Consider the following 25,430-nt stretch of genomic DNA (forward strand, 5'->3'; position numbering starts at 1 on the left):
CGGCCGGGGAGCGTCACGAACCGTCGGGGACCGTCCCGGGAGGCGGGGGAGGCGGGGGAGGCGGGGGAGGCGGGGGAGGCGGGGGAGAGGGAGGAGGGGAGGGTGGGCCGGTGGATGCGTGATGATGGGTTCCATGGACGGCGAGCTGTTTCCCCGTACCCGCAGGGAGGTCGCGCCGGGTGCGGTGCACATGCCCGACTGGCTCGACGCCGGCCTCGGGCGGGAGCTGCTGGAGGCCTGCCGGCTCTGGGCCCTTCCGCCTGCCGGACTGCGCACGGTCCGCACGCCCGGTGGCGGCACGATGACCTCGCGCCAGGTGTGCCTCGGCTGGCACTGGTACCCCTACCGGTACGCGCGCACGGCCGTCGACGGCGACGGCACCCCCGTGAAGCCCTTCCCTGCCTGGCTGGACGAACTGGGGCGGCGCGCGGTGACGGACGCGCTCGGCGCCGACGCGGTGTCGTCGGCGTACGACATCGCGCTGATCAATTTCTACGGCGCGGACGCCCGCATGGGCATGCACCGCGACGGCGACGAGCGGTCGGACGCGCCGGTCGTGTCGCTGAGCCTCGGCGACACCTGTGTCTTCCGGTTCGGGAACGCCGGGTCACGGGCGAGGCCCTACGTCGACGTGGAACTGCGCAGCGGGGACCTGTTCGTGTTCGGCGGGGAGTCCCGGTCGGCCTACCACGGGGTGCCCCGGGTGTACGCCGGCACGGCCCCGCCCGAACTCGGACTGAGCGGGCGCCTGAACATCACCCTCCGGGTCAGCGGCTTCCCTCCGGATCCGAAACCGTGGGTGAGTGACCGGTGAGCGGAACGTCACGCCGGAGGTGAGGGTTTCCGGACGGCCGGACGGGTCACCGTTCGAGCGGATCATGGGAGACTCGCCCTCATGAACGGCAAGGCGGGCCCCCGGGTGGCGGGGGAAGGGAACACACGGACGCGGCTGGACCGGGGGCGCGGTGCCCTTGGACCGGCACTCGAACTCGTGCACACCGGACGTGCGCCGACGCGTGCCGTGCTCACCGCCGAGCTGGGAGTGACCCGGGCGACCGCGGGCGCGGTGGCCGCGGAACTGGAGGCGCTGGGGCTGATCCGGGTCGACGCCCGGCCCGGCGCGGCGGCCGGTTCGCAGGGGCGGCCCTCGCACCGTCTCGACGTCGCCGAGGACGGTCCGGTCGCTCTCGCCGCGCAGGTGCACGCCGACGGCTTCCGGGCCGCGCTCGTCGGACTCGGAGGCCGGATCGTCGCCACCGCGCCCGGCTGCGAGATCGTCGACGCCGATCCGGCGAAGGTGCTCGGCTCCGTCGTCGAGGCGGGCGCGGAGCTGCTCCACGCGACCGGACGGCGCTGCGTGGGCGCCGGGCTGGCAGTGCCGTCCGCTGTCGCCGAGCCGGACGGACTCGCCCTCAACCCGTTGCACCTGGCGTGGCCCGCGGGCGCCCCGGTGCGTCAGATCTTCGCCGAGCGGGTGCGCGCGGCGGGCATCCAGGGACCGGCCTTCGCGGCCAACGACGTCAACCTCGCCGCCCTCGCCGAACACCGGCACGGAGCGGGCCGCGGCTCCCGTGACCTGCTCTGCGTCGCCACCGGACATCGGGGCGTCGGGGGTGCGCTGGTGCTCGACGGCCGCCTGCACACCGGCAGTTCGGGCCTCGCCCTCGAAGTCGGCCACCTCACCGTCAATCCCGAGGGCCGGCCCTGCCACTGCGGCAGCCGCGGCTGCCTCGACGTCGAGGCCGACCCGCTGGCGTTCCTCACGGCGGCGGGCCGCGACCCGGGCCCCGAGGTGTCGCTGCTGGAGCAGTCCAACGACCTCATCCGCAACCACTACACGGACCCGTCCGTACGCACGGCCACCGAGGCCCTGATCGACCGGCTGGGCCTCGGACTCGCGGGACTGGTCAACATCCTCAACCCCGACCGGATCATCCTCGGTGGGCTGCACCGCAGTCTCCTCGACGCCGACCCGGACCGACTGCGCGCCGTCGTCGCCGACCGCAGCCTGTGGGGACAGAGCGGCGGTGTGCCGATCCTCGCCTGCACGCTGGACCACAACAGCCTCGTGGGGGCCGCCGAGTTGGCGTGGCAGCCGGTACTGGACGACCCGCCGGCGGCGCTGGCCGACGCCTGACGTGATCGGTGACGGCGCCGGCTCACGCCTGACGTGAGCCGCGGCCACGCGGACCCGTGCCGACATGACCCGTCGCGGCGCCCGCTCCCGCCCGCGACGGTCGGACCGCGGTGCCGCTCACCTCTCGGCCGGTCCGACGGCGACGGGGAAGGACGGACTCCACTCCACGGCGAAGGCACGTCCGGGGTTCTCGGTGAGGATGCGGTCCACCAGCTCCTCGCCCAGGGCGTCGGGCATACGCCGGTCGGTGGAACGGTGGAACGGTGGGGCCGGGAGGGGCCGTCGAAGGCCAAGTACGCGCCGGGGCCGACGGTCTGACGATGCGCCAGGAAGTCCGGCGAACGGTTCCGATGGCCCAGGATCACCCGGTGCGCGGAAACGCCCAACTCGCCGCACAGCAGGGCGAGTACGTCGAGTACGTCGAGCCCGGCCGTGCCCGGCTCCAGGTGTACGGCGATCGGCGCGCCCGTGGCCCGGTGGGCCTCCGCCACGGCGGCCGTCGTCCAGCGGGCGTGCGGCCCCAGGCCGTGAAGCCGCCCGCGAGCACGATCGCCATGTCGTAGGCGGCGCCAAGTAGGTACAGGGCTCGTGCGTGCGGCGGAGGGGCCCGGGGCCGGAGCGGAAGGAAGCAGCCGAAGCCGTCCCGCGTACTCCCGAGGAGGTACGCGCACTGCCGCTGGCCGTACGACGACCCGGGGGCACTTCGGGAGCGACTCTCTGTGCAACACAGCAGACCCGACGAGGAGATGACCCGAGATGCAGACCCTGGCGAACTGGGACGGCGGCCCCGGGCCGTGGATCCTCTTGTTCCCGCTGATCTGGGCGGCCGCCGTGATCGGTGTGGTGACCGTCCTGCGCCGCACGGCCTGGCGGGGTGGCCGCGGGCCGTGGCGCGGCCGGGGCGACCTCGGTCCGGCCGCGCCGCACCGGGCGACGGGCGACTCGCCGATCGCCGTGCTCGGCCGCCGTTTCGCGTCCGGCGAGATCGACGAGGACGAGTACTGGCGCCGGCTCTCCGTGCTCGACGAGCAGTTCGGACTCACGGGCAAGGGGGGAACGGCATGACCACGCTGACCACGACACGTCCGGCCGCGGGCGTCACCGGCGCCGTGAAGGTGTACGGCAGCGGCGACACCGCCGTACGGGCCCTCGACGGGGTGAGCGTGGGCTTTCCGGCCGGGCGTTTCACCGCGATCATGGGGCCCTCGGGCTCCGGCAAGTCCACTCTGATGCACTGCGCGGCGGGCCTGGACACGCTCTCCTCGGGCACCGCGTTCATCGGGGACACGGAGCTGAGCACCCTCGACGACCGGCGACTCACCCTGCTGCGCCGCGACCATGTCGGCTTCGTCTTCCAGGCGTTCAACCTGATTCCGACGCTCACCGTCGCGGAGAACATCACGTTGCCCCTGGACCTCGCCGGGACCAAGGGATCCCCCGAGTGGATCGACGCGCTCATCGACGTCGTGGGGCTGCGTGACCGGCTCCACCACCGCCCGGCCGAACTCTCCGGCGGGCAACAGCAACGTGTCGCCGTGGCACGGGCGTTCGCCGGGCGGCCCGACATCGTCTTCGCCGACGAACCCACCGGGAACCTCGACTCCCGGGCCGGCGCCGAGGTCCTCGACCTGCTGGGCGACGCGGTCCGCCGGACGAACCGCACGGTCGTCATGGTCACCCACGACCCGGTGGCCGCGGCCCACGCCGACGAGGTCGTCTTCCTCGCCGACGGCCGCCTCGTGGACCGGATGCAAGCCCCGACCGCCGACAAGGTGCTGGACCGCATGAAGGCCCTCGACACCAAGGGGGCGCCCTCGTGAACGCCTCGCTCCGCATCAGCGTCGCCTCGCTGCGCGCCCACGGACGGCGCTTCGCCGGTACGTTCGTGGCGGTGTTCCTCGGCGTCGCCTTCCTGGCCGGAACACTGGTCATGGGCGACACCCTGCGAGCCAGTTTCGACACCATGTTCGGCAACGCGGCGAAAGGCACCGACGCGGTCGTCCGCGGCGCCGACACCATCACCACGCCGGGCGAGAGCCGGGGTGTCCGGCGACCCGTGGACGTCTCCCTGGTGAGGACGATCGAGAGGGCCCCCGGGGTGGCCGCCGCCGTGCCCGACATCGAGGGAGCGGGCCAGCTCGTCGACGCCCACGGCAAGCCCATCGGCGGCCAGGGCCCGCCCACCCTCGCGGGCAACTGGATCGAGGACCCCGGGCTCAACGCGTACCGGATCGCCGAAGGCCGTGCGCCCGCGCGGTCCGGCGAGGTCGTGATCAACCGGGGTGCCGCGAGGAAGGGCGGCCTGGGGATCGGGGACACGACGACCCTGCGCACTCCGGACCCCGTCAGGGTGACCATCGTGGGCCTCGCGACCTTCGGCGGTGAGGACGGCATGGCGCAGGTGACCTTCACCGGCATGACACAGGCCGACGCCGAGAAGTACCTCACGGCGAAGCCCGGCGAGGCCGCGGGCATCCGGGTGCGGGCGGCCCCCGGGGTCGGCCAGGAGAAGCTCGTCGCCGGCCTGGCCCCGCTGCTGCCCGACGGCGTCGAGGCGATCACCGGCCAGGCGTCGGCGCAGGAGAACACCGACATGATCTCCAGCCAGTTCCTGACCGTCTTCACCACCTTCCTGCTCGTCTTCTCCGGCGTCGCCCTGCTCGTCGCGACCTTCTCCATCCACAACACCTTCGCGATCGTCGTCGTCCAACGCACCCGCGAGAACGCCCTGTTGCGGGCACTCGGCGCCTCCCGCCGCCAGGTGACCGTCTCGACCCTGGTGGAGGCGAGCGCGGTCGCCGTGGCCGCGTCGGCGGCCGGCCTCGGGGGCGGTATCGGCATCGCGGCCGGGCTGCGGGCACTCTTCCCGGCCATCGGATTCCCCTTCCCGTCCGGCGGCCTGGTGATCAGCGGACTGTCGCTGCTGCTGCCCCTCGCGGTCGGCGTGCTGGTCTGCCTCGGCTCCGCCCTGCTGCCCGCCGTACGCGCCGGACGTACCGCACCCCTGGCGGCGCTGCGCGAGACGGCCGTAGACCGGTCCGGGGCCTCACGGGCGCGGGCCGCCGTGGGCGCCGCACTGGCCGTGCTCGCGGCGGGGGCCACCCTGACCGGCGTCCTGGCCCGGCCCTCCCTGTGGCTCGCGGGCCTCGGCGCCGTGCTGGCTCTCGCCGCCTTCGTGGTCCTCGGGCCGGTCGCGTCCTCGACGGCCGTACGCGTCATCGGCGTCCCCCTCGACCGGTTGCGGGGCGTCACGGGTTCACTCGCCCGGCGCAACGCGCTGCGCAGTCCCCGGCGGACCGCGGCCACCGCGAGCGCCCTGATGGTCGGTGTCGCCGTGGTCTCGCTCTTCACGGTCTTCGGCGCCTCGTTGAAGGCCACCATGGACCGCACGGTCTCCCGGTCCTTCGCCGGGGACGTGGCCGTCAGCACCCCGTCGTTCGGGGCGGGCGGCAGCGGACTGAGTCCGGAACTGGCCCCCGCGATCGCGCGGCTGCCCACCGTGAAGTACGCCGTCGGGCTGGGCCGTGGTGTCGCCGAAGTCGACGGGAGGGGCCGCGCCTTGACCGTCACCGATCCGGCGGTGCTCGGCAGGGTCTTCGACCTCGGCGCGGTACGCGGCTCGCTCGACCACCTGGGTGCCGACGGGATCGCCGTCACCAGGAGCGAGGCCGTCAGGCAGCACCTCACGACCGGTGACACCGCCCGGCTCGCCTTCACCGACGGCCGGCGGATGAACTTCACCGTCCGCGCGGTCTACGGACGTTCGGAACTCGCGGGCGACTACGTGATCACCCGCGCCGCGTGGGCTCCGCACCGTACCCAGGACGCCGACACGCTCGTCGCCGTCACCTTCGCGGACGGGGTCGGCACGGCCGACGGCAAGGCCGCGGTGCAGCGGGTGGCCGCCCGGTACGGCGACCCCGAGGTGCAGACCCGTGACGAGTACGCGCGGTCCTCGGCCGGAGGCATCGACATGATGCTCACCCTGGTCTACGCGCTGCTCGCGCTCGCGGTGCTCATCGCCCTGCTCGGCATCGCCAACACCCTGACCCTCGCGATCCACGAACGCACCCGTGAACTCGGTCTGCTGCGGGCGGTCGGACAGACCCGCGCGCAACTGCGGGCCATGGTCCGCTGGGAGTCGGTCCTCGTCGCCGCCTTCGGCACGGCGGGCGGCCTCGCCCTCGGTGCGTTCCTCGGCTGGGTCCTCGTGAAGGCCTCCGACGGCGCGTCGGACAGCGCCTTCGCCTTCGCGGTCCCGCCCGCGCGACTCGTCGTCGTGGCCCTGGTGGGCCTCGCGGCCGGAGCCCTCGCGGGGCTGCGTCCGGCACGGCGGGCGGCACGCCTGGACGTGCTGCGGGCCATCGGCACGGAGTGACCCCTCGGGGGCCGTGCGGCCTCCCGAGCCGGCCCGTGGCGTACGGGGAGAGGGTCACCGCCCGGTCAGCCGGCAACGGCGGACCGGGCGGGAGCGTGTTCGGGCCTGTGCCCGTCGAGCGCGTCGACGGTGTGCCGGAGGGTCGGCTCGCGGAGCGTGTCGTACGGCGCGAGGACGGGCGCCGCCACCGTGGGCGAGGGCGCGGGAAGGCTGAACCACACGACCTTGCCCGACTCCCCGTCCGGCCGTACGCCCCAGCTCTCGCTCACGGCGGCGACCATCGCCAGACCCCGCCCGCCGGTGGCGGTGGGACCCGCGTCCTGCAACTCGGGCAGGCGGGGGTCGTGGTCGTGCACCGAGACCGTGAGCCGGTCGAGCAGCAGCTCGATCTCCACCGTGCACACCTTGTCCGGCTGGGCGTGCAGGTGAACGTTGGTCAGCAGTTCGGTCACGCCGAGCGCGGCCCGGTCGATCAAGGGGTCCAGATGCCAGTAGCGCAATTGCGCAGAAACGATTCTGCGGACCTGGCCGATCCGCGACGGCAGGGCTTGGAGCTCCACCGCGCAATGCCTGTTCGGCTGGCTGATCACGGCTGCGACTCCCCGAATTGAGGTCCGGAAGAAGACGGAGATCGGATCCAGCAGGGCGGCTGAAGTGGAACGGCCGCCTGCTGTGGTGTCCGGCGGGCTGGTTCGCAGCGTTATCGCCGGTAAACCCAGAGTGATGTGAGAACAGCGTGACTCAGGGGGTGCCGTCCCGCAACTCGCGGCACGTTCGGCGGACACGGCGCGCGCCGGGCCGTCACGGCGCCGGTGCGACGAGGCTCCCGTCACGCCCCTCGCGGCGACCACGTCAGCCGCTGCTCCCCGCCGCCCTGCGTACCGCCTCGATGAACCGGCGCGCCGAAGGCGGTCCCGGCCTGCCGGGCGAGGGGTCGTGCTCGCCGAGCGTCAGCGAGTAGCGCGTGCCGTTGACATCCGCCAACGCCCGGTCCTCGGGCGCGAACCAGGGCCTGGAGGCCCGCACCGCCTGCACCGGGGCACTGTCGATCTCGCTGCCGTAGCTCGTGAGCAGTTCCAGCCTGCCGTCGCTGATCCGGACCTGCCCGGCCCGGGTGAGCGAGCGCAGCCTCTTCCCGATCCGCACGCCCGTGGCCGTGAACTCCGGCTCCGCCATGATGCCCCGCCCCCTTGTGCGCCTCGGCTGTGCCCTGTCCCGGATCCCGCGCGGGCGGCGGTCCGGTGTGCGCGCCCTCCACGGGAGTGCCGTCCCGTGCGGTGCAGTCTGCCCGCAGGCAGCGGCGAGCACCAGTGCGCACGACGAGGTGACAGCGGGGACGGGAGCACTCGACCGGGTGCGCCCCCATCGCTTCGGACATCCTGCCCCAGGGGTGCCTTTGAGTCGCTCAAAGACGTGTTTATGCAGGTGAGAAGCGTGCGCAAGGTGTTTATGATCGGGGCGTCCGACCATCTCGACCGGCGTCGGAGCGATGCGTTAGGAGCCCCGCCGTGAGCAGCCCCCAGCAGATCCGGACCGGCGAAACCCTCGATGTCGACCACAGCGACGCGCGGTACCGGACCTGGCTCAAAGAGGCCGTCCGCAAGGTGCACGCCGATGCGAACCGCTCGGCCGACACGCATCTGCTGCGCTTCCCGCTGCCCGAGGCGTGGGGTATCGACCTGTATCTGAAGGACGAGTCGACCCACCCCACCGGGAGCCTCAAGCACCGGCTCGCCCGTTCGCTCTTCCTCTACGGCCTGTGCAACGGCTGGATCCGTCCGGGCCGTCCCGTGATCGAGGCGTCCAGTGGCTCGACGGCCGTCTCCGAGGCGTACTTCGCGAAGCTCGTCGGAGTGCCCTTCATCGCGGTGATGCCCCGCACGACGAGCGCCGAGAAGTGCCGCCTGATCGAGTTCCACGGCGGGCAGTGCCACTTCGTGGACGACTCCCGCAGGATGTACGAGGAGTCCGCCGCCCTCGCGGTCGAGACCGGCGGCCACTACATGGACCAGTTCACCTACGCGGAACGCGCCACGGACTGGCGCGGGAACAACAACATCGCCGAATCCATCTTCCGGCAACTGGAGTTGGAGCGTTTCCCGGAGCCCGCGTGGATCGTCGCCACGGCCGGCACCGGCGGCACCTCGGCGACCCTCGCACGCTACGTCCACTACATGCAGTACGACACCCGCATCTGCGTCGCCGACCCGGAGAACTCGTGCTTCTTCGAGGGCTGGACCACCGGCGATCCGGACGTCACCTGCGACTGCGGCTCGCGGATCGAGGGCATCGGCCGACCCCGGATGGAACCGAGTTTCGTACCCGGCGCCATCGACCGGATGATGAAGGTGCCCGATGCCGCGACCGTCGCGGCCGTACGGGCACTGGAACAGGCCATCGGCCGCAAGGCGGGCGGCTCGACCGGCACCGGCCTGTGGAGCGCGCTGAAGATCGTCGCCGAGATGGTGACCGAGGGACGCAACGGCAGTGTCGTCACCCTGTTGTGCGACCCGGGGGACCGGTATCTGGACAAGTACTACTCGGACACGTGGCTGGCCGATCAGGGTCTGGACATCGCGCCCTACACGTCCGCCATCGCGTCGCTCCTGGACACGGGCGTCTGGCCCGACTGAACCCGCACCGCCCGCGCACGCGGGACCGACGTCCGGGCCGGATTCACGTGTGTGCCGACGCCAGCCGCCGGTCCAGTGCCCTGACCGCGTCCCGGAAGGCCCGGCCGAGACCCGCCCGGCCCACCTTGAGGGCCACCCGGAAGGGAGCCGTCCCGTCGGCGGCGAACGTCCACTGCACGCGCGTCCCGCTCCCGGCCGGAGTCAGTCGCCACTCCTCGACCAGGGCACGGGCACCGGGCGCGTTCGTGGTGTCCACCCGGTACGCGTACACCTCCGGAGCCCTGGAGGCCAGCACGGTCTCCTGGAAACGCGTCCCGCCCAGCAGCCTCACCTCGCGCCCGGTGCCGTCCCCGCTCGGCCGGGCGAGCGTCACGGCCGAGAACCACTCGCTCCAGCCGGACACGTCCTCGGCCAGCGCCCGGAAGACTGCGTCGGGAAGAGCGGTCATCTCGCGGGCGAACACCAGACGCAGGGGAGCGGTCTCGGCGAAGTCGAGACCCACCGGGCGCAGACGGCGTGCCATGGACGAACCCCCTGACGGGAACGGAGTCCCGGGCGCGGGCGGACGGTGACCGGAACGCACCCGTACCGTGGACCGCCGCACGGGCAGCGTCACCCTAGCTGGCGGGCCGTCAGATGTCTGTACCGTCCGCCGGTTCACCGGCCACCACGAGGTGGGTCGGATGTTCGGCTATCTCCGCGCGTGCCTCGGCCGGCAGCCCGGCGTCCGTCACCAGCGTGTCCACCTGCTCCAGCGCGGCGAACGAACTCAGGCCCACCGTGCCCCACTTGGTGTGGTCGGCGACGACGACGACGCGCCGTGCGGACTGCACCAGCCGTCGGTTGGTCTCGGCCTCCGCCAGGTTCGGTGTCGACAGACCCGCTTCCACGGATATCCCGTGCACCCCCAGGAACAGCACGTCGAAGTGGAGCGCGGCGATGGCCTGGTCGGCCACCGGGCCGACGAGCGAGTCGGATGGCGTGCGCACCCCACCGGTCAGGACGACCGTGGCCGCCCCCTGCCGCTGACCGGAGACGCGCTGCGCGGCGTGGAACACGTCCGCGACCCGCACCGAGTTGGTGACCACGGTCAGATCCGGCACGTCCAGGAGCCGATGGGCCAGCGCGTACGTCGTCGTGCCGCCCGAGAGGGCGATCGCGGTGCCCGGGGCGACCAGCTGGGCGGCGGCCCGCGCGATGTCCTCCTTGGCACTCAGCTCCAGGCCCGACTTGGCCTCGAAACCCGGCTCGTGCGTACTCGCCTCGGCGACCGGCACCGCACCGCCGTGCACCTTCTCCACCACTCCCTGGCGCGCGAGGGCGTCGAGGTCGCGGCGGACCGTCATGTCGGAGACCCCGAGCTTGCGGGTCAGTTCGTTCACCCTGACGCCGCCCCGGCGCCGCACCTCGTCGAGGATCAGGGCGCGACGCTGCTCCGCGAGGAGGTTCTGATTCTCACTCACGTCCGCTCCGGTCCTTCCGTCCGACCTGCCCGACACTCCGTCCGAACCCGCTCCCACGTGGCCATTCTCCCTCTCCGAGCCCCCAGGACGCCCCATCCTCGCACGGGGTACCGACAGTGGCGCCACTCCCTGTGAGGACACCGCTCCACTCCCTTCACGGCGCCGTCACACGTATCGGGGAGATTCCGTGACCATCGGTGCGGGCGCGGCCCCCGGCGGAGATCCTTGTTCCCGGCCCATGACACAGGGACGGACACGGCACGGGGGAAGCACAGGAAGAGTGGAGCGCGCACGGGAACAGACCTCGGCGGGAGAGCTCACCGGCCCCGCGCAACGGCCCGAAGCGGCCGAGACCGCCCTCGAACTCCTGGTCCACGGAGTCGGTGGCACCACGCCCGAGGAGATGCTGGACGATCCGCGCACGGTCCGGATCAGCGGCGACGACGTCGCGGCCGTCCACCGGCGCCGCGAGGACGCCGACGCGGAGCGGCGCCCCGACGACTACCGGGGCAGACCGGTCCCCGAGGCCTATGTGTGGTGCAACCTCACCTCCGGCAACGGCACCCGTGCCCTGTGGCTGTTGCTGCTGCCCTTCATGGTCGTCAACCTCGCCCACTGGATGCGCCCCGCCGGCCGCGGCCGGCGGCGGACGGTCCGCCTCTACGGGCTGCTCGTCCGGCTGACCGGTCTCACCCTGACCGTGCTGCTGGTCGCCGCCGCCTGCGAGGTCGCCCTCGACCTGGCCGCCTGGCAGTGCGCGGGCACCCGCGCCTGCGCCGAGGAACACTCCTGGCCGGCCTTCCTCTCCCCCGAGCTGTCCCACGACGGCTGGTGGAGCCGGCCCGGCCGCCGCCTCGCCCTGGCCTGCGTGGTGCCCACGGCCCTGACCTGCCTGCTGTGGTACCTGTCCCACCGCACCTGGAGCGCGTACGAATCCCAGCTGCCGGTGTCCCGCGCGGCCGAACCCGAGGAGGAGACCGACCCCACCGCGCTCGGCCGCCCCGGCTTCTGGTACGGGCGCCGCCTGGTGGCACGGCTGCGCGCGGCGCACACCGCCGCGGGTCTGCTGACGGTCACCGCGGCGGTCGGCGGCCCCGCGGCCAGCTTCGACAGCGAGGCCGCAGGTCCCGTCCTGCTCGGGTTCCTGGGCCGGTCGCTGTACACGGTCCTCGCGGCGGGCGCGGTCGTCGTGCTGTGGGTGGTCTGCCGTCGCGGGCGCAGCGAGCACCGCCTCGACCGCGAACTGGACGCGAGACTGGTACGCGCGCTGCCGGTGGGCGCGACCCTCCTGCTCGTTCTCACCCTGCTGTACGCCGGCTGGTCACGGCCCGGCTGGCGGTCGACGGGCCGGCTGCCCGGTGACGCGGCCTTCGGCGGCATCGCCCTCGGCCAGGGACTGCTCGTCGTCGCGCTCGGTGTGGTGGCGAGCGTCCTGTACCGCGGCCTCCCGGGGGGCGGCGCTGCCGTACGGACGGAGGACACCCCCGCCGACACACGCACGGCGATGCGAGGGCTGGCCGGGCCCGCCGTCGCGATGCTGGCCTGCGCCCTGGGCGGTGTGATGTCCGGCGGAGTGGCCCAGCGCGTCGCCGACTGGCTGGACGGCACGCAGGGCTCGCTCCCGGGGCCGCCCGTCCTGCTGACCTGGCAGGCGTCCGTGATCCCGCTGACGCTGCTCGTGCTCCTCGGACTCTGCGGCCGACTGGCCCTGCGCACCTGGCGTCTGCGCGCCCGGGAGACGCGCGCGGTGGAGCGCGACTACCGCGGGGAGCCCAAGGACAGAGCCCGTACCCGCCGCATCGCCGGCACCCGCGCCATGGCCGCCCTCACCGACCGGGCACCCCTCGCCGTCGGGACCTTCTCCTTCGTGACGCTGCTCCTCGGTTCCGGAGCCCTGGTGGGCGCGCTGACGACCGGCGACACGCCGGCCCGGGCCGCGCGAGGGTCGTACGCCTTCGTCCACGGCGCCGCCGAAACCGCGCAGTCCCTCGGGTCCTGGCTGATCGGGCTCGGATTCATACTGCTCGTCGCCTCGGGCCGGCGTGCCTACAAGGACCCCGCGGCCCGCCGCACCATCGGCATCCTCTGGGACGTCGGCACCTTCTGGCCGCGCGCAGCCCACCCCTTCGCGCCGCCCTGCTACGCCGAGCGCGCCGTGCCCGACCTGACCTGGCGCATGGTCACCTGGACCCGTACCACCGGCGGTCGCATCGTGCTGTCCGGGCACTCCCAGGGCAGTGTGCTGGCGGCCGCCGCGGCCTGGCAGTTGCGGCCCTCGGTCCGCAGACGGGTCGCCCTGCTCACCTACGGCTCACCGCTGGAACGGCTCTACGGGCGCTGGTTCCCCGCCCACTTCGGGCCGGCGGCCCTCGTCTCGCTGCACCGCGAGGTCGACTGCTGGCGCAACCTGTACCGGCTCACCGACCCCATCGGCGGCCCCGTACGCCTGCCCGGGGACTGCGGCCCCCAGGTCGACCGCGCGCCCCTGGAGGACCCGCTCGTCTACGGACGCACCCTGGAGAACCCTCTGCCCGCGCCGATCCTCGGGCACTCGGAGTACCAGGCGGATCCGGCCTTCGCCGAGGAGCGGGAGCGCCTGCTGGCGCGGTTGCGGCACGACGTGCCGGGCCCGCGTCCCGACGGGGACGCTCAGGGCAGCTCCGGAAGATCGTCGGCGTAGAGCAGGGTCAGGTCGTCCGTGCTCGGTTCGTCGAGCTGGGCGACCCGGCCCGCGTGCCGCTCGACCATCGCCTCGAAGGTCTGCCGCGCGGTGCGGCCGTTGCCGAAAGCCGGTCCCTTGGGGATGGCCGTGAAGTATTTCAGCAGGGCCTCGGAGGCGCCGGCCCCGAGACTGTACTCGTGCTCCTCGGCCTGCTGCTCCACGATCCGCAGCAGTTCCTCGGGGATGTAGTCGCTGAAGGTGATGGTCCGGGAGAAGCGGGACGCCACACCGGGGTTGACCGTGAGGAAGCGCTCCATCTCCGCCGTGTACCCCGCGACGATCACGACGACCGCGTCCCGGTGGTCCTCCATCAGCTTGACCAGCGTGTCGATGGCCTCGCGGCCGAAGTCGCGTCCCGAGTCCTCCGGCGACAGCGCGTACGCCTCGTCGACGAAGAGCACACCGCCGCGCGCCCGGTCGAAGGCCTCCTGGGTGCGGATCGCCGTGGAGCCGATGTGTTCGCCGACCAGGTCCACGCGGGACACCTCGACCAGGTGTCCCTTCTCCAGGACGCCGAGCGAGGCGAGGATCTCGCCGTACAGCCGGGCGACCGTCGTCTTGCCGGTGCCGGGGGAGCCGGTGAAGACCAGATGGCGCCGCGCCGAGGCCGCCTTGAGGCCTGCCTCCTGACGACGACGGCCCACCTCGATCATGTCGGTGAGGGCGCGCACCTCGCGCTTCACGCTCTCCAGGCCCACCAGCGTGTCGAGTTCGCCGAGAACGGCCTTGGAGGAGCGGGCGGGCTGCTCGGGCTCCGCGGACGCCGCGGGCGACTCCTGCTCGGTGGTGCGCTGGCCCGGGATCGCGCCCAGCAGACCGGCGGACGGACCGGACGTCTGGACGGCCGTCTCGGGGGCCGGGGACCGCGCTCCGGCGCTCTCGTCGCTCGTGCAGTCCTCGACGACCGGGCCGCCGCCCGCCGTGTTGCCGCCGTCGGCGAACTCGTAGCCCCCGCGTGCGCAGCGTTCCGTACGGCACTTCTTCAGCGTCGCGCGGCAGCCGTCGATGACGTGGAAGCCGTAACCGCCGCTGCCCGTCACCCGGCAGTGGTGGAAACTGCCGCGACCGGCCGCCGACACGTAGAAGCCCGCTTCGGCGGGGGAGTCGACCGTGCAGCGTTCGATGGTGGGGTCGGCGCCCTTGGTGACGATGACACCGGTCTGGGTGCCGTCCACGGTGCAGCCGGACAGCGTTCCGCCGCTTCCGTGGTCGCGGAACCAGGCGCCCGTCGCGGCGTCCCGGATGCGGCAGTCGTCGAGCTGCGCGGTGGCGCCGTCGCTCACCGACACGGCGGTGTTGCGTACTTGGGAGAGGTCGCTGTCGACGACGTCCACGCGCGAACCCCGGTCGAGGACGAACAGGGCGTCCGGCACGTCGTGCACCCGGCACGACTCCAGTACGGCGGTGGCGCCGTCGCTGACCCAGACCGCCGGATAGTCGCCCGTGCTGTCGAAGATCTCGCACTGGTTGGCGTCCACACGCGTGCCCGGGTCCCACACCGACAGGCCGTTGCGCCCGAACTTGCGGACAGTGGTGCGGGTGAGGGTGAGGACCGAGCGGGAACGCAGATCGACCGCGTTCTCCGGGATGTCGTGGATGCGGCAGTCGGCGAGTGTGAGCACCGCGTCCGTGTCCAGCGTGACGCCGTCCGAGGTCGTACGGTGCACATCGCAGTCGGTGAGGTGGGCGGCGGCCCGGCCGGTGATCTGCACCCCGGAGCCCTTGACCTCGTAGACCTCACAACCGACGGCCTCCAGCGAGGAGTTCTTGCCGGTGGCCGACAGACCCGCGCCCGAGGTGTGGTGCACCCGGCAGCGCTCCAGGCGGGGGCGGCCGCCCCCGCGGACCGCGATGCCCGACTGCCCGGCCGCGACGACCTCGCACTCCTCGAACACCCCACCGCCGCCGTCGAGTACGGCGATACCGACGCCCGCCGGATTGTCGACCGTGCAGCGGCGCACGGTCGGACGCGCGCCGCCGCGCACCTCGATGCCGGCCGAGGACCGGGTGACGATCCGCATGTCCAGCAGCTCCGGGGTGCCCTCCTCGACGAGCAGCGCGGGCGCGGCCGAGTCCTGGCCCTCCACGTGCAGATCCTGGACCACGGCGGAGGCGCGGACGGTCAACGGCACCCCGTCCACGGGCGCGATGCGCACGGAGCCGGGCGAACCCTCGGGACCGCGCAGCGTCACTGCGCGCTGGACGACGAGGTTCTCCCGGTAGGTTCCGGGGGCGACGGTGAGGACGTCGCCGTCGGCGGCCGCCTCCAGGGCCGCGGCCAGCGATGCGTACTCTCCCGTGCGGCGCCGCCACCGCGAGGTGCCGGTGTGCGTCACCTGGACCGTGCCCTGTGCCATGGCGCTGTTCTGCCCCCACCTCGTCGTACGCGGGTCCTGCGAGGCCGTGCTGAAACGCCGTCGCGATCAAGAACAGCTTCTCACGACGATTCCGAGCAGTCCGGCCGTCCCACCGTAGCGTGCGCGGAGACGGAGGGTTGACCGGAGCGGGAAGGCGGTCAACTGCCGGTACCCGTCCTGCCCCAGTCCGGGCCCGCCCTGTCCCACGCCTGATCCCAACGGGCGTACCGGCCAAGGACCATGCGCCAGACGATCAGGCGCCGTGCGGCCTCCAGCAGCGCCACGGCCATGAGGGCCGCGCCGACCCCGGCCAGCACCGCGTGCGTGGTCGCCGCGGCCGGGTCCAGCGGGCGGCCGACCAGCCGGCCGTGCCGGTCGGTCCAGAGCGTGAAGTGGTCGCCCCGGTGCGGGGATCTGAGCACCGTGATCACCCCGCCGTGGTGCGCGGAGCCGTCCGGCGCGGTCCAGTCGGCGAGCACACGGCTGTGCGGGTCCTGCGCCGACGAGGCCTCGGGGTCGGGCTCCAGCGGGGCGCGCGACAGCTTCCTGACCACGGTGGCCACCACTTCGTGCCGGGCTCTGTGCTGGTCCCGGACGGACTGCTGGAGGGCGTGCTCGGCGGCGGCTCCGGCGAGGGCACCGGTCAGGGGAGCGACGACGGCGATCAGTACGAGGGCCAGCAGGGCCAGCCAGGCCTCGGCCAGATCCGTTCCGCGGCGCAGCGGATTGTGCCGCCAGCGCCAGAGCCCCCCGATCGCGCGCATCGCCGCGCCCCCTTCCGCCTTCCACGTCCGTGACAACCCCCGGCCGAGCCGATCACCAGCGGGCCGGGGAAGGGGAGAGCGACATCACCCCTCCCGCGGTTCCCGCGGTCCTCTCATGAATTTCTCACACAGCCTCAACGAGCGTGCCCGGGGCTCGGGTTCCCGTGTGCGGGTCCCGGGCCGGACAGGGGCTGAAGGGCGACTGGAAACCGATCGCGCCGGTCAGGCCACGACCGTGACCGGATCGCCGACGCGCACGGTGCCGGTGGACTCCGGCACCAGGTTCTGTCCGAAGATCAGCCGGGACCCGAAGCGGCGATGGCGGCCGAGCGTGCGCAGGGGTTCCCCGCCGCGCTCGGCGGTGTCCTGGTCGGTGGTGGTCACGACGCAGCGGCCGCACATCTTGGTGACCCGGAAGGCGACCTCGCCGATGGTGACGCGGGTCCAGTCGTCCTCGGCCCAGGCCGTGGTGCCCGACACCACCACGTTCGGCCGGAAGCGGTTCATCGGAAGCGGTCCCTCGTGGGCGCGGTCACCACGGGCGATCAAGGCGTTGAGCGCGTCCAGGGAGGCGAGGGTGGTGAGCAGCAGCGGATAGCCGTCCGCGAAGCTGACGGTCTCGCCCGGTCGCCCGTACTCCGGGTCCACGGGCCTGCGGGTGGCGGGATCGTCCATGTGGACGAGGCGTGTCTCGGACCCCAGGTACTCGCTGCACCAGACGTGCGCGGCGGTGCCGGCGAGGACTGCCTCCACCTTGTCACCGAAGAGGTGCACCGCGACCCTGCCGGCGGCCGTCGGCTCGGGCACCGGGACGCCGAGCGGGGCACGGCCGGGAGCGGACAGCCGAACGCCGCCGGGCATGAGCTCGGCGGCGGCCTGCGCCAGACGTGGCTGCTGCCGCTGGGTGACGACCTTTCCCCCGTCGTCGATCAATGCCCAGCGCCGGTCCCCGGCCAGACCCCAAGGCTCCACCACGGCGTCCCGCGGCGACTGACCGCGCAACGCCTTGACCGGATGGACGTGGATCGAGTGCAGCTCCGCGTTCCCCATGGCGCCATCGTGTCAGGCGGCGCCGACAATGCCGTCCCGAGACCTCAGTACCCGCGGTACTGCTGGTTGTTGTACGGGTCCTGGTAGGGGGCCGGGGCGGGGCGCGGCGCGGCGGGGCGCATCGCCTCGTAGCCGGTACCGGTCGCCATCGGGCGCTGCGGCTGCTGCTGCGGTCCCGGGTAGCCGCGCGGGGCGCCGACCTGCTGCGGGATGTAGGGCGCGGGGGCCTGCTGCAGCGGGGACGGCTGCTGGGCCTGCGGGTAGCCGCCGTAGGACGGGACCTGCTGGGAGGGCCCGGCGGGCAGGGCCGGGAGTGCCGACGGGAGCGCGGGCAGGTAGCTGCTGCTCGTGTCGTAGGCGGCGGGAACCCGGATCGGGGCGATCTGGGGGGTGCCCCGCTCGGCGACGAGCGAGTCGTAGATCGGGGTGTCCGGGAAGGACGGCGCGGAGTAGTAACCGCCGCCATAGGTGGAGCGGGGGGAGGTCATGGGACATAAGTTAAGCCCACGATGTGCTGGTTGGGGAGACCGATAAGAGGGTTGTTTTCCGTGTCGGCGACACCTCGGGATCCCCAATGCGAGCGAACTCGGCAAAAAAGGGCGTCAAGCCGGGTTCAGATCGTGTAAAGGCCGAGTTCCCAGGGGGTTACCGGGGGTTGACCATTGGTCTTCCCGGGCTCTCCGGGCGCTTCCCGGCCCTGGAGGAATAGGTTGGTCGGCAACGGGCCGGAGAGGCGGCCCGGGGGCACGGCCTGGCGCGGTGAGCACATGATGGGGGCGGACATGACAATGTCTAAAGGATCAAATGTTCCGGTGCCGACGAGTGCGCTGCGCGTCGAAATGGGCTGGAGTTCGGGCCCCGGAGTGCCCGACGCGGATGCCTCGGCGCTGCTGCTGGTGTCCGGCAAGGTGCGGTCCGACGGCGACTTCGTGTTCTACAACCAGCCGGAGCACTCCTCCGGCGCCGTGCGGCACGAAGGGAAGCGTGACGCGGGGGGCCGGGTGACCGACACGCTGCTCGTCGACCTCGCGCGCGTGGAGCCCGCCGTCGAGACCGTGGTGCTGGCCGCCTCCGCCGACGGCGGCACCTTCGGGCAGGTGCCCGGTCTGTACGTCCGGGTGCTCGACGCGGGCCGGGGCGCGGAGGTCGCCCGCTTCGACAGCGGGGACGCGACGGTCGAAACGGCCTTCGTCCTCGGGGAGTTCTACCGGCGCCAGGGCGCCTGGAAGTTCCGCGCCGTCGGGCAGGGGTACGGCAGCGGCCTGGAAGGTCTGGCCACGGACTACGGGATCGCGGTGGACGAGCCGCAGCACGCGACACCGTCCGCCGCCCCTCCCGCCCCCGCGCCCTCTCCTCGGCCGGCCACTCCGCCGCCCGCCGCCTCTCCGCCGCCCGCGCCCGGCACCCGCGTGGCCGGTCCGCCCCCGCCGGTCCCCACGCCCGCCGCCGTGACGCCGCCTCCGCCGCCCATACCGCCCGCGCCGCCCCAGGCCCCGGTGCGTCTGTCGAAGGTCACCCTCACCAAAGAGGCCCCGTCGGTGTCGCTGGCCAAACAGGGCGGAACATCCGGTTCCATGCGTGTGAACCTCAACTGGCAGGTGCGCAAACAGTTCTCGGGGTGGGGCAGCAAGCGGGGCCGGGCCGTCGCGATGCACGCGGACCTCGACCTCGACCTGTGTGCCCTGTACGAACTGTCCGACGGCAGCAAGGGAGTCGTCCAGGCGCTCGGCAACGCCTTCGGAGCGCTCCACCAGCCGCCGTACATCCATCTCGACGGCGACGACCGCACCGGTGCCGTCGCGAGCGGCGAGAACCTCACCGTCAACCTCGACCACCGCCGGAGCTTCCGGCGCATCCTCATCTTCGTGACCATCTACGAGGGCGCGCGCTCCTTCGCAGACCTGCACGCCACGGTCACCCTCCAGCCGACGAACGGCGCGGCGGTCGACTTCTCGCTCGACGAGTGCACCGTGCCCTCGACCGTCTGCGCCCTCGCCCTGATCACCAACAGCGGTGGTGACCTGATCGTCCAGCGCGAGGCCCGCTACCTCGTGCCCGAACGCGGCGTGAGCCCGCAGCGCACCGTCGACCGCGTCTACGGGTGGGGCATGAACTGGACGCCCGGCCGGAAGTGACAGGAGCGTCAGCGCTCGTCGAGGGCGGTGTCGGGGCGCGCGTAGGTGCGGCCCTTCCAGGCCGCGCCGCGCCCCCTGTAGTGCCGCACCGCGGAATCGACCGTCATGAGGAGGTACAGGAACGCGGTCACCGGCAGCAGGGGAGCGAGCCACCAGGGCTGCCGGTAGTAGCGCAGCATCGGAAGGTACGTCGCCGTCATCAGCAGCCACGCGAGCCCTCCCGCCGCGGAGGCCCCCGTGTTCCCTGCGACGAGCCCGGTGACGAGCGCGAGCGGAGGGACCAGGTAGACCAGCACCAGGCCGAGGACCGTCCCCAGGAGCAGCAGGGGGTTGTGCCGCAGCTGGGTGTACGCGCTGCGTGAGACCATGTGCCACAGATCGCGCAGCCGCGGGTAGGGGCGCACGCTGTCCACCCGCTCCGCGAGCCCCAGCCAGATGTGACCTCCCACGCCCTTCACCGCCCGCGCGAGGGCCACGTCGTCGATGACGGCGTGCCGGACGGCGTCCGGGATCCGGGCCCGCTCGGCGGTGTCCGCGCGCAGCAGCACACAGCCACCGGCCGCGGCCGCCGTGCGTGAACCCCTCACCGCGATCCGCCGGAAGGGATAGAGCTGGGCGAAGAAGTAGACGAACGCGGGCACGACGAGCCGCTCCCACACGCTCTCCACCCTCAGCCGGGCCATCTGGGAGACGAGGTCGAAACCGCCGGTCCGCGCCGCGGCCACCAGTGTCCGCAGGCTGTCGGGCGCGTGTGCGATGTCCGCGTCCGTCAGCAGCAGGTACACGGGCTCACGCGTGCGGGCCAGCGCGATGCCGTGGCGTACGGCCCAGAGCTTGCCGGTCCAGCCCGCGGGCGGCTCCCCGGGCGACTCGACGGTGAGGGGGAGGCCGCCGTGCGCGCGGGCCAGCTCACGGGCCAGTTCCCCGGTGCCGTCCGAGCTGCCGTCGTCGACGAGGAAGACCTCGGCCCGTCCCGGATAGTCCTGCGCGAGCAGGGTCGGCAGGCTCGCGGGCAGCACGCCGGCCTCGTCGCGTGCGGGGACGACGACACAGACGGGCGGCCAGGCGTCGGGCTCCCGGCACGGCGGCAGCCGCAGATCCGTACGCCAGAAGAAGCCCTGGCCGAGCAGCAGCCACAGCCAGGCGGCCAGGGATCCCACGGCGGTCCACGCGACTGCACTCACGCGCGGCAGTCTGCCCCACCCAGAAGGCCCGCCGGGGCCGATCGTCTATGGTGACCGGGTGAAGATCGCGCTCATGGACTCCGGAATCGGACTGCTCGCCGCCGCCACCGCGGTACGCCGGCTGCGGCCCGACGCCGATCTCGTCCTCTCCTCGGCGCCCGACACCATGCCCTGGGGACCCCGTACGCCCCAATACGTCAACGAGCAGGCGCTCGCGGTCGCCGAGGCGGCGGCCGAGCACCGTCCGGACGCGCTGATCGTCGCCTGCAACACCGCCTCCGTGCACGCGCTGCCCGCCCTGCGCGCCCGCCTGGAACCGGACGTGCCCGTGATCGGCACGGTCCCGGCGATCAAGCCCGCGGCGGCCGGCGGCGGTCCTGTCGCGATCTGGGCCACGCCCGCCACCACCGGCAGCCCTTACCAGCGGGGACTCATCCGCGAGTTCGCGGAGGGGGTCGCCGTCACCGAGGTGCCGTGCCCCGGGCTCGCGGACGCCGTGGAACACGGGGACCAGGCGGGCATCGACGCCGCGATCGCCGCGGCCGCCGCCCTGACCCCCGGAGATGTAAGGGCCGTCGTCCTGGGCTGCACCCATTACGAGCTGGTCGCCCAACGGATCCGCGCGGCCGTGCAGCGGCCCGGCCTCCCGCCGCTCGTCCTGCACGTGTCCGCCGGTGCCGTCGCGGCGCAGGCCCTGCGCAGGATCGGCGCGGTCCCGGACCCGGGCGCGGTCGCCGAAGGCACCGTCACCGTACTTCTCGGTGGCCGGGTGGGGACTCTGCCCGAGCCCGCGCTGGGATACGACGAGGGCCGTCTCCTGCAGGCGGTCGGCTCCGCCCGCTGACCGCCGGTCACGGCTCGGACACCCTCCGTCCGCGGCCGCCCGGCCGGAACGGTGACGCTCCGCAAGCCGATGCCCGCGCTGCGGAACATGAGTAGTCTCTTAGGCATGAGGGACCACCCCCACGGCCAATACATCCCGCACTCCGATGTCTGGACCGGGCGTGCGACGAACCGGGTCCAGTGGCTTCCGGCGCTCGCCGGGGCCGCCTGCATCGCGCTCGGCATCGAACTGGCCGTCGACTCGACATGGAACTCGGGCGTCGCCGCGCTCGCCATGTCCGTCGTCGGCTGCATCGCCGCGGGACTGCTCGTCCTGTTCGGCACGCTCGCCTTCGTGCACGTCGCCGTGAAGGTCGACAAGGATTCCCTGGAAGTGCGCTGCGGTCATGTCGGTCTGCCCCGGCGCCGCATCCCCCTCGCGGACGTGGTCGGCGCCGACTTCGCGCCCAGTGTCACGCCGTGGCAGTGGGGCGGCTGGGGCTACCGCTGGCGTCCCGAGAAGGGCACCGCCGTCATCGTCCGGCGCGGCGAGGGCATGGTGCTCCGGCTCGGGGACGGTCATACGTTCACCATCACGGTGGACAACGCGGAGGCGGCCGTACGGGTGATCCGGGACAGACTCCGGCCGGCCACTCCCGGCACCGTGATCTGATCCCGCACGCCTGTCTTTTTGTACGGTCATGAGGTCGCGGGGTTCACGGGCTCATGGGCTCACGGTTCGAGCCGCATCAGCGGGCTCACGGTTCGAGCCGGTGCGCCCAGAGGCGCTCGTCCTCCTTGACGGCGTTGTCCGGACATCCGTCCGCCAGGGGTCTTGCCGTCGCGAGACCGGCGAGCAGTCCCGCGCCCGCCGTCACCGTGGTGAAGCTCAGCGCGTTGCCCACCGAAGCGATGACGGCCAGGGCGGTCAGCGCCGCGCCCGCCGTGAGCGCGATCGGCGTGGACCGCGGTGAGCGCCACAGTGAGTAGAGGACCCAGCAGAACAGCGCGGCGAGCAGCAGAGCGCCGACCACGCCCTGCTCGGCGACCTGCTGCAGCGCGGCGGAGTGGGGCTTGCCGTCGGGCAGCGGCGCCTGCGCGATCGTCGGACTGAGCTCTCCGTAGCGGCCCGGTCCCACGCCCAGTGCCGGATTCCGGCCGGCCAGATGGAGCGCGTCCCGCCAGAGCAGCACCCGGTGCTCGGTGAGCTGGCCCTCGAGGGAGGCGGTCAGTCCGTCCGGGAGCGCGTCCTCGGCGATGGCCCAGGCCGTCGACGTGACCAGCGCCGCGGCGAGCGTGAGGCCCCCGAGGCCGAGAGCGCGGCGCCGCACGCGGTCGGCGGCCAGCGAGCACAGCAGTACCGCGGCGCCGAGGGCGCATCCCGCGGCCGAGCCGAGGACGGCGGCGGTCACCGTGATCCCGACGGCCAGCAGTCGCAGCGCGAGCCGCAGAGCCGGCGGACGTGCCGCCCAGGCCGCGCAGCACGCCGCCGCGACGGACAGGGTCAGCAGAGCCGCCGTGGCGCCGGTGTGCCCGAGCACCACCGTGACCTGCGGGCCCGGGGTGGTGTACCGCGCGGTGAGGGCCAGTCCGAGTCCGGCGAGGGCCCCGGCGCAGGGGGCGGCGACCGGTGCGACCGCGCCCAGGATCCGGCCCGAGGCGTAGCCGGCGGCCATCGCGAGCACCGCCAGCAGGACGCCCTCGGGGCGTCCGTCGTGCACGGCCGCGGTGATCAGCGACCAGACCGCGCAGGATCCGAGCACGACCACACCCGCGGCGTCCGAAACGTTTCGTCTCTCGTTCACGGCCGTCGTACCGGCCGCGGACGTCATCCCCGTGGAACCCACCCCATTGCCCCCCGACCCGTGGCGAACCCCGACCGTCATGGCCGCAATCCGGCCACGTCAGAGGCTCGGGCACACCGTAACGGCTGATGCGCCGGTTTGTGGATGACTTGCGCAGAAAAACGATGCATCCGGAGGGCGGTGAGCGGCCTCCGGGACGCGTGATCCGTCTCCTGGGCGGTGCGGAGCCCGGGGCCGGGGCCGATCGCGGACGGTGCGAGCCTCCGGGAGAGGCGTGGGGACGGACCGTGCTGTCGGTGCCCAGGTCACGCGCCGTACACTCCCCGGGTGACCGCCACCGCAACCCCCGTAGACGAGCCGGAACAGCTCGAACCCCATGCCGCGCCCGCATCGCGCGGGGCCAGACTGGCACGGCGATACGCTCCGGCCGCCGCCGCGGCGCTCTCCGGAGTGCTGCTCTACGTCAGCTTTCCGCCGCGCACGGTGTCGTGGCTGGCCCTGCCCGCCTTCGCGGTCTTCGCCTGGGTCCTGCGCGGTCGCTCCTGGAAGGCCGGGCTCGGGCTCGGCTATCTGTTCGGCCTCGGCTTCCTGCTGCCGCTGCTCGTGTGGACCGGTGTCGAGGTCGGCCCCGGGCCGTGGCTGGCGCTCGTCGCCGTGGAAGCGGTGTACATCGCGCTCGTCGGCGCGGGCATCACCCTGGTGTCCCGGCTGCCCCTCTGGCCCCTGTGGGCCGCCGCGGTGTGGATCGCGGGAGAGGCGGCCCGCGCGCGTGCGCCGTTCGGCGGCTTCCCCTGGGGCAAGATCGCCTTCGGGCAGGCGGACGGCGTCTTCCTGCCGCTGGCCGCGCTGGGCGGCACCCCGGTGCTCGGCTTCGGGGTGGTGCTCTGCGGTTTCGGGTTGTACGAAGTCGTGCGCCAGGTCGTCGACGGCCGTCGCACCGGTGTCGTGCGACGGGGCGCCGCAGCGGTGGCGCTGCTGAGCGTGGCGGTCCCCCTGGCGGGAGCGTTCGCCGCGCGTTCGCTGGTGAGCGACAAGGCCGAGGACGGCACGGCGACCGTCGCGGTGGTCCAGGGCAACGTGCCGCGCGCGGGACTCGAATTCAACGCCCAGCGGCGGGCGGTCCTCGACTACCACGCACGGGAGACCGAGCGGCTGGCCGCCGAGGTGAAGGCGGGCAAGGTCGCGCGGCCCGACTTCGTGCTGTGGCCGGAGAACTCCTCCGACGTCGACCCGTTCACCAACTCCGACGCCCGCGCGGTCATCGACACCGCGGCCAAGGCCATCGGCGTGCCCATCTCGGTCGGCGGTGTCGTCGAGCGGGACGGCAAGCTCTACAACGAGCAGATCCTGTGGGACCCGGTGAAGGGGCCCCTGGACACGTACGACAAGCGGCAGGTCCAGCCGTTCGGCGAGTACCTTCCGCTGCGCTCGCTGCTCGGCGCGATCAACAAGAACTGGACGACGATGGTGCGCCAGGACTTCAGCCGGGGCCACAAGCCCGGCGTCTTCACGATGGACGGCACCGGCGTCGGACTCGTCACCTGTTACGAGGCGGCCTTCGACTGGGCCGTGCGCAGCACCGTGACGGACGGTGCGCAGATCATCTCGGTGCCGAGCAACAACGCGACCTTCGACCGCAGCGAGATGACCTACCAGCAGCTCGCCATGTCCCGGGTCCGCGCCGTGGAGCACAGCCGTACCGTCACCGTACCGGTGACCAGCGGCGTCAGCGCCGTCATCATGCCGGACGGGAAGATCACCCGGCGGACCGGGATGTTCGTGGCGGACTCGCTGGTCCAGAAGGTCCCGCTGCGATCGTCCGAGACCCCCGCCACGCGGCTGGGGATCCTCCCCGAGATGCTGCTGGTGCTGGTCGCGGCGGGCGGCCTCGGATGGGCCGGAGCCAGGGCGGTCCGCGGGCGCCGCGCGGTCTAGCGCGGCCGAGGCCGGGTGCCCGACGCGGACCGTTAGGGTCGGGCC

At 73.0% G+C, this 25,430-nt stretch carries 21 protein-coding genes and 1 pseudogene; 11 read left to right on the forward strand and 11 right to left on the reverse strand.

The annotated features are described in order from the left end of the window. The first annotated feature begins 133 nt into the window (after positions 1-133). Both GFH48_RS35655 and GFH48_RS35660 read left to right on the forward strand, forming a co-directional pair. The gene (locus GFH48_RS35655) at positions 134-814 is read left to right on the forward strand and encodes an alpha-ketoglutarate-dependent dioxygenase AlkB family protein (RefSeq protein ID WP_153292186.1); all 681 of its coding nucleotides are present in this window, start codon (positions 134-136) and stop codon (positions 812-814) included. A gap of 81 nt (positions 815-895) precedes the next feature. Further along, complete coding sequence (locus tag GFH48_RS35660; RefSeq protein ID WP_153292187.1) at positions 896-2,137, forward strand: ROK family protein; 1,242 nt, start codon at positions 896-898, stop codon at positions 2,135-2,137. A 117-nt stretch (positions 2,138-2,254) separates the two neighbouring features. Here GFH48_RS35660 and GFH48_RS39555 read toward each other — a convergent pair. Further along, positions 2,255-2,685, reverse strand: a pseudogene (locus GFH48_RS39555) (phosphotriesterase family protein); the annotation flags it as partial. A gap of 208 nt (positions 2,686-2,893) precedes the next feature. Here GFH48_RS39555 and GFH48_RS35670 point away from each other — a divergent pair. From GFH48_RS35670 to GFH48_RS35680, 3 genes are read left to right on the forward strand one after another with little or no spacing between them, the layout of a single operon-like run. Continuing rightward, complete coding sequence (locus tag GFH48_RS35670; RefSeq protein ID WP_153292188.1) at positions 2,894-3,202, forward strand: SHOCT domain-containing protein; 309 nt, start codon at positions 2,894-2,896, stop codon at positions 3,200-3,202. After that, positions 3,199-3,957 carry an ABC transporter ATP-binding protein gene (locus tag GFH48_RS35675; protein ID WP_153292189.1) on the forward strand — a complete coding sequence of 253 codons (759 nt, stop codon included), beginning with the start codon at positions 3,199-3,201 and terminating at the stop codon, positions 3,955-3,957. The genes GFH48_RS35670 and GFH48_RS35675 overlap by 4 nt, the downstream gene beginning before the upstream one ends. Beyond that, positions 3,954-6,515, forward strand: a complete 2,562-nt coding sequence (locus GFH48_RS35680; RefSeq protein WP_153292190.1) for an ABC transporter permease — start codon at positions 3,954-3,956, stop codon at positions 6,513-6,515. Before GFH48_RS35675 ends, GFH48_RS35680 begins: the two co-directional genes overlap by 4 nt. Before the next feature lie 65 nt (positions 6,516-6,580). Here the strand turns inward: GFH48_RS35680 and GFH48_RS35685 are convergent, their stop codons facing one another. Together GFH48_RS35685 and GFH48_RS35690 are read right to left on the reverse strand one after the other, a co-directional pair. Next, a complete protein-coding gene (locus tag GFH48_RS35685) occupies positions 6,581-7,105 on the reverse strand; it encodes an ATP-binding protein (protein ID WP_153292191.1) in 525 nt (174 codons plus the stop codon). Positions 7,106-7,367: 262 nt separating this feature from the next. Next, on the reverse strand, positions 7,368-7,691 hold the full coding sequence (locus GFH48_RS35690) for a hypothetical protein (protein WP_153292192.1): 324 nt from the start codon (positions 7,689-7,691) through the stop codon (positions 7,368-7,370). Positions 7,692-8,023: 332 nt separating this feature from the next. Here GFH48_RS35690 and GFH48_RS35695 point away from each other — a divergent pair, with 332 nt between their 5' ends. Beyond that, a complete protein-coding gene (locus GFH48_RS35695) occupies positions 8,024-9,148 on the forward strand; it encodes a PLP-dependent cysteine synthase family protein (protein WP_153292193.1) in 1,125 nt (374 codons plus the stop codon). 43 nt (positions 9,149-9,191) lie between these two features. Here the strand turns inward: GFH48_RS35695 and GFH48_RS35700 are convergent, their stop codons facing one another. Beyond that, positions 9,192-9,671: an SRPBCC family protein gene (locus tag GFH48_RS35700; RefSeq protein ID WP_153292194.1), complete on the reverse strand. Its 480-nt coding sequence runs from the start codon at positions 9,669-9,671 to the stop codon at positions 9,192-9,194. 109 nt (positions 9,672-9,780) lie between these two features. Further along, the gene (locus GFH48_RS35705) at positions 9,781-10,611 is read right to left on the reverse strand and encodes a DeoR/GlpR family DNA-binding transcription regulator (protein WP_153292195.1); all 831 of its coding nucleotides are present in this window, start codon (positions 10,609-10,611) and stop codon (positions 9,781-9,783) included. 280 nt (positions 10,612-10,891) lie between these two features. Here GFH48_RS35705 and GFH48_RS35710 point away from each other — a divergent pair, with 280 nt between their 5' ends. Beyond that, positions 10,892-13,291 (forward strand): hypothetical protein, encoded by a 2,400-nt coding sequence (locus tag GFH48_RS35710; protein WP_153292196.1) that lies wholly within the window; start codon positions 10,892-10,894, stop codon positions 13,289-13,291. On the opposite strand, the gene GFH48_RS35715 is transcribed toward GFH48_RS35710, so the two are convergent. The 4 genes from GFH48_RS35715 to GFH48_RS35730 all read right to left on the reverse strand — a co-directional run bounded on the left by GFH48_RS35715 (position 13,261) and on the right by GFH48_RS35730 (position 17,992). Then, a complete protein-coding gene (locus GFH48_RS35715) occupies positions 13,261-15,690 on the reverse strand; it encodes a right-handed parallel beta-helix repeat-containing protein (RefSeq protein ID WP_153292197.1) in 2,430 nt (809 codons plus the stop codon). The genes GFH48_RS35710 and GFH48_RS35715 overlap by 31 nt on opposite strands. 158 nt (positions 15,691-15,848) lie before the next feature. Further along, positions 15,849-16,454: an Rv1733c family protein gene (locus GFH48_RS35720; RefSeq protein ID WP_153292198.1), complete on the reverse strand. Its 606-nt coding sequence runs from the start codon at positions 16,452-16,454 to the stop codon at positions 15,849-15,851. 222 nt (positions 16,455-16,676) lie between these two features. Continuing rightward, a complete protein-coding gene (locus GFH48_RS35725) occupies positions 16,677-17,504 on the reverse strand; it encodes an MOSC domain-containing protein (RefSeq protein ID WP_153292199.1) in 828 nt (275 codons plus the stop codon). Positions 17,505-17,548: 44 nt separating this feature from the next. After that, positions 17,549-17,992: a DUF6643 family protein gene (locus GFH48_RS35730; protein ID WP_153292200.1), complete on the reverse strand. Its 444-nt coding sequence runs from the start codon at positions 17,990-17,992 to the stop codon at positions 17,549-17,551. Positions 17,993-18,274: 282 nt separating this feature from the next. On the opposite strand from GFH48_RS35730, the gene GFH48_RS35735 reads away from it, so the two are divergent. Beyond that, entirely contained in the window at positions 18,275-19,639 is a 1,365-nt protein-coding gene (locus GFH48_RS35735) for a TerD family protein (protein WP_194280915.1), read from the forward strand. An 8-nt stretch (positions 19,640-19,647) separates the two neighbouring features. Here GFH48_RS35735 and GFH48_RS35740 read toward each other — a convergent pair whose 3' ends face one another. Beyond that, on the reverse strand, positions 19,648-20,823 hold the full coding sequence (locus GFH48_RS35740; protein WP_153292202.1) for a glycosyltransferase: 1,176 nt from the start codon (positions 20,821-20,823) through the stop codon (positions 19,648-19,650). A 58-nt stretch (positions 20,824-20,881) separates the two neighbouring features. On the opposite strand from GFH48_RS35740, the gene GFH48_RS35745 reads away from it, so the two are divergent. Beyond that, on the forward strand, positions 20,882-21,667 hold the full coding sequence (locus GFH48_RS35745) for a glutamate racemase (protein WP_194280771.1): 786 nt from the start codon (positions 20,882-20,884) through the stop codon (positions 21,665-21,667). A gap of 105 nt (positions 21,668-21,772) precedes the next feature. Beyond that, on the forward strand, positions 21,773-22,318 hold the full coding sequence (locus tag GFH48_RS35750) for a hypothetical protein (RefSeq protein ID WP_153292203.1): 546 nt from the start codon (positions 21,773-21,775) through the stop codon (positions 22,316-22,318). 85 nt (positions 22,319-22,403) lie between these two features. On the opposite strand, the gene GFH48_RS35755 is transcribed toward GFH48_RS35750, so the two are convergent. Beyond that, entirely contained in the window at positions 22,404-23,477 is a 1,074-nt protein-coding gene (locus GFH48_RS35755) for an O-antigen ligase family protein (RefSeq protein ID WP_153292204.1), read from the reverse strand. A 300-nt stretch (positions 23,478-23,777) separates the two neighbouring features. On the opposite strand from GFH48_RS35755, the gene lnt reads away from it, so the two are divergent. Then, positions 23,778-25,385 (forward strand): apolipoprotein N-acyltransferase, encoded by a 1,608-nt coding sequence (lnt, locus tag GFH48_RS35760; protein ID WP_153292205.1) that lies wholly within the window; start codon positions 23,778-23,780, stop codon positions 25,383-25,385. Positions 25,386-25,430 lie beyond the last annotated feature (45 nt).

This window comes from Streptomyces fagopyri, assembly GCF_009498275.1.
GTDB lineage: Bacteria > Actinomycetota > Actinomycetes > Streptomycetales > Streptomycetaceae > Streptomyces > Streptomyces fagopyri.

What these genes read in the sequence shown, in the direction of transcription:
- GFH48_RS35655 (WP_153292186.1), top strand. Translation starts at nt 134, where the DNA reads ATGGACGGCGAGCTGTTTCCCCGTACCCGCAGGGAGGTCGCGCCGGGT.
- GFH48_RS35660 (WP_153292187.1), top strand. Translation starts at nt 896, where the DNA reads ATGAACGGCAAGGCGGGCCCCCGGGTGGCGGGGGAAGGGAACACACGG.
- GFH48_RS35670 (WP_153292188.1), top strand. Translation starts at nt 2,894, where the DNA reads ATGCAGACCCTGGCGAACTGGGACGGCGGCCCCGGGCCGTGGATCCTC.
- GFH48_RS35675 (WP_153292189.1), top strand. Translation starts at nt 3,199, where the DNA reads ATGACCACGCTGACCACGACACGTCCGGCCGCGGGCGTCACCGGCGCC.
- GFH48_RS35690 (WP_153292192.1), bottom strand. Translation starts at nt 7,691, where the DNA reads ATGGCGGAGCCGGAGTTCACGGCCACGGGCGTGCGGATCGGGAAGAGG.
- GFH48_RS35700 (WP_153292194.1), bottom strand. Translation starts at nt 9,671, where the DNA reads ATGGCACGCCGTCTGCGCCCGGTGGGTCTCGACTTCGCCGAGACCGCT.
- GFH48_RS35715 (WP_153292197.1), bottom strand. Translation starts at nt 15,690, where the DNA reads ATGGCACAGGGCACGGTCCAGGTGACGCACACCGGCACCTCGCGGTGG.
- GFH48_RS35720 (WP_153292198.1), bottom strand. Translation starts at nt 16,454, where the DNA reads ATGCGCGCGATCGGGGGGCTCTGGCGCTGGCGGCACAATCCGCTGCGC.
- GFH48_RS35725 (WP_153292199.1), bottom strand. Translation starts at nt 17,504, where the DNA reads ATGGGGAACGCGGAGCTGCACTCGATCCACGTCCATCCGGTCAAGGCG.
- GFH48_RS35730 (WP_153292200.1), bottom strand. Translation starts at nt 17,992, where the DNA reads ATGACCTCCCCCCGCTCCACCTATGGCGGCGGTTACTACTCCGCGCCG.
- GFH48_RS35735 (WP_194280915.1), top strand. Translation starts at nt 18,275, where the DNA reads ATGGGGGCGGACATGACAATGTCTAAAGGATCAAATGTTCCGGTGCCG.
- GFH48_RS35750 (WP_153292203.1), top strand. Translation starts at nt 21,773, where the DNA reads ATGAGGGACCACCCCCACGGCCAATACATCCCGCACTCCGATGTCTGG.
- GFH48_RS35755 (WP_153292204.1), bottom strand. Translation starts at nt 23,477, where the DNA reads ATGACGTCCGCGGCCGGTACGACGGCCGTGAACGAGAGACGAAACGTT.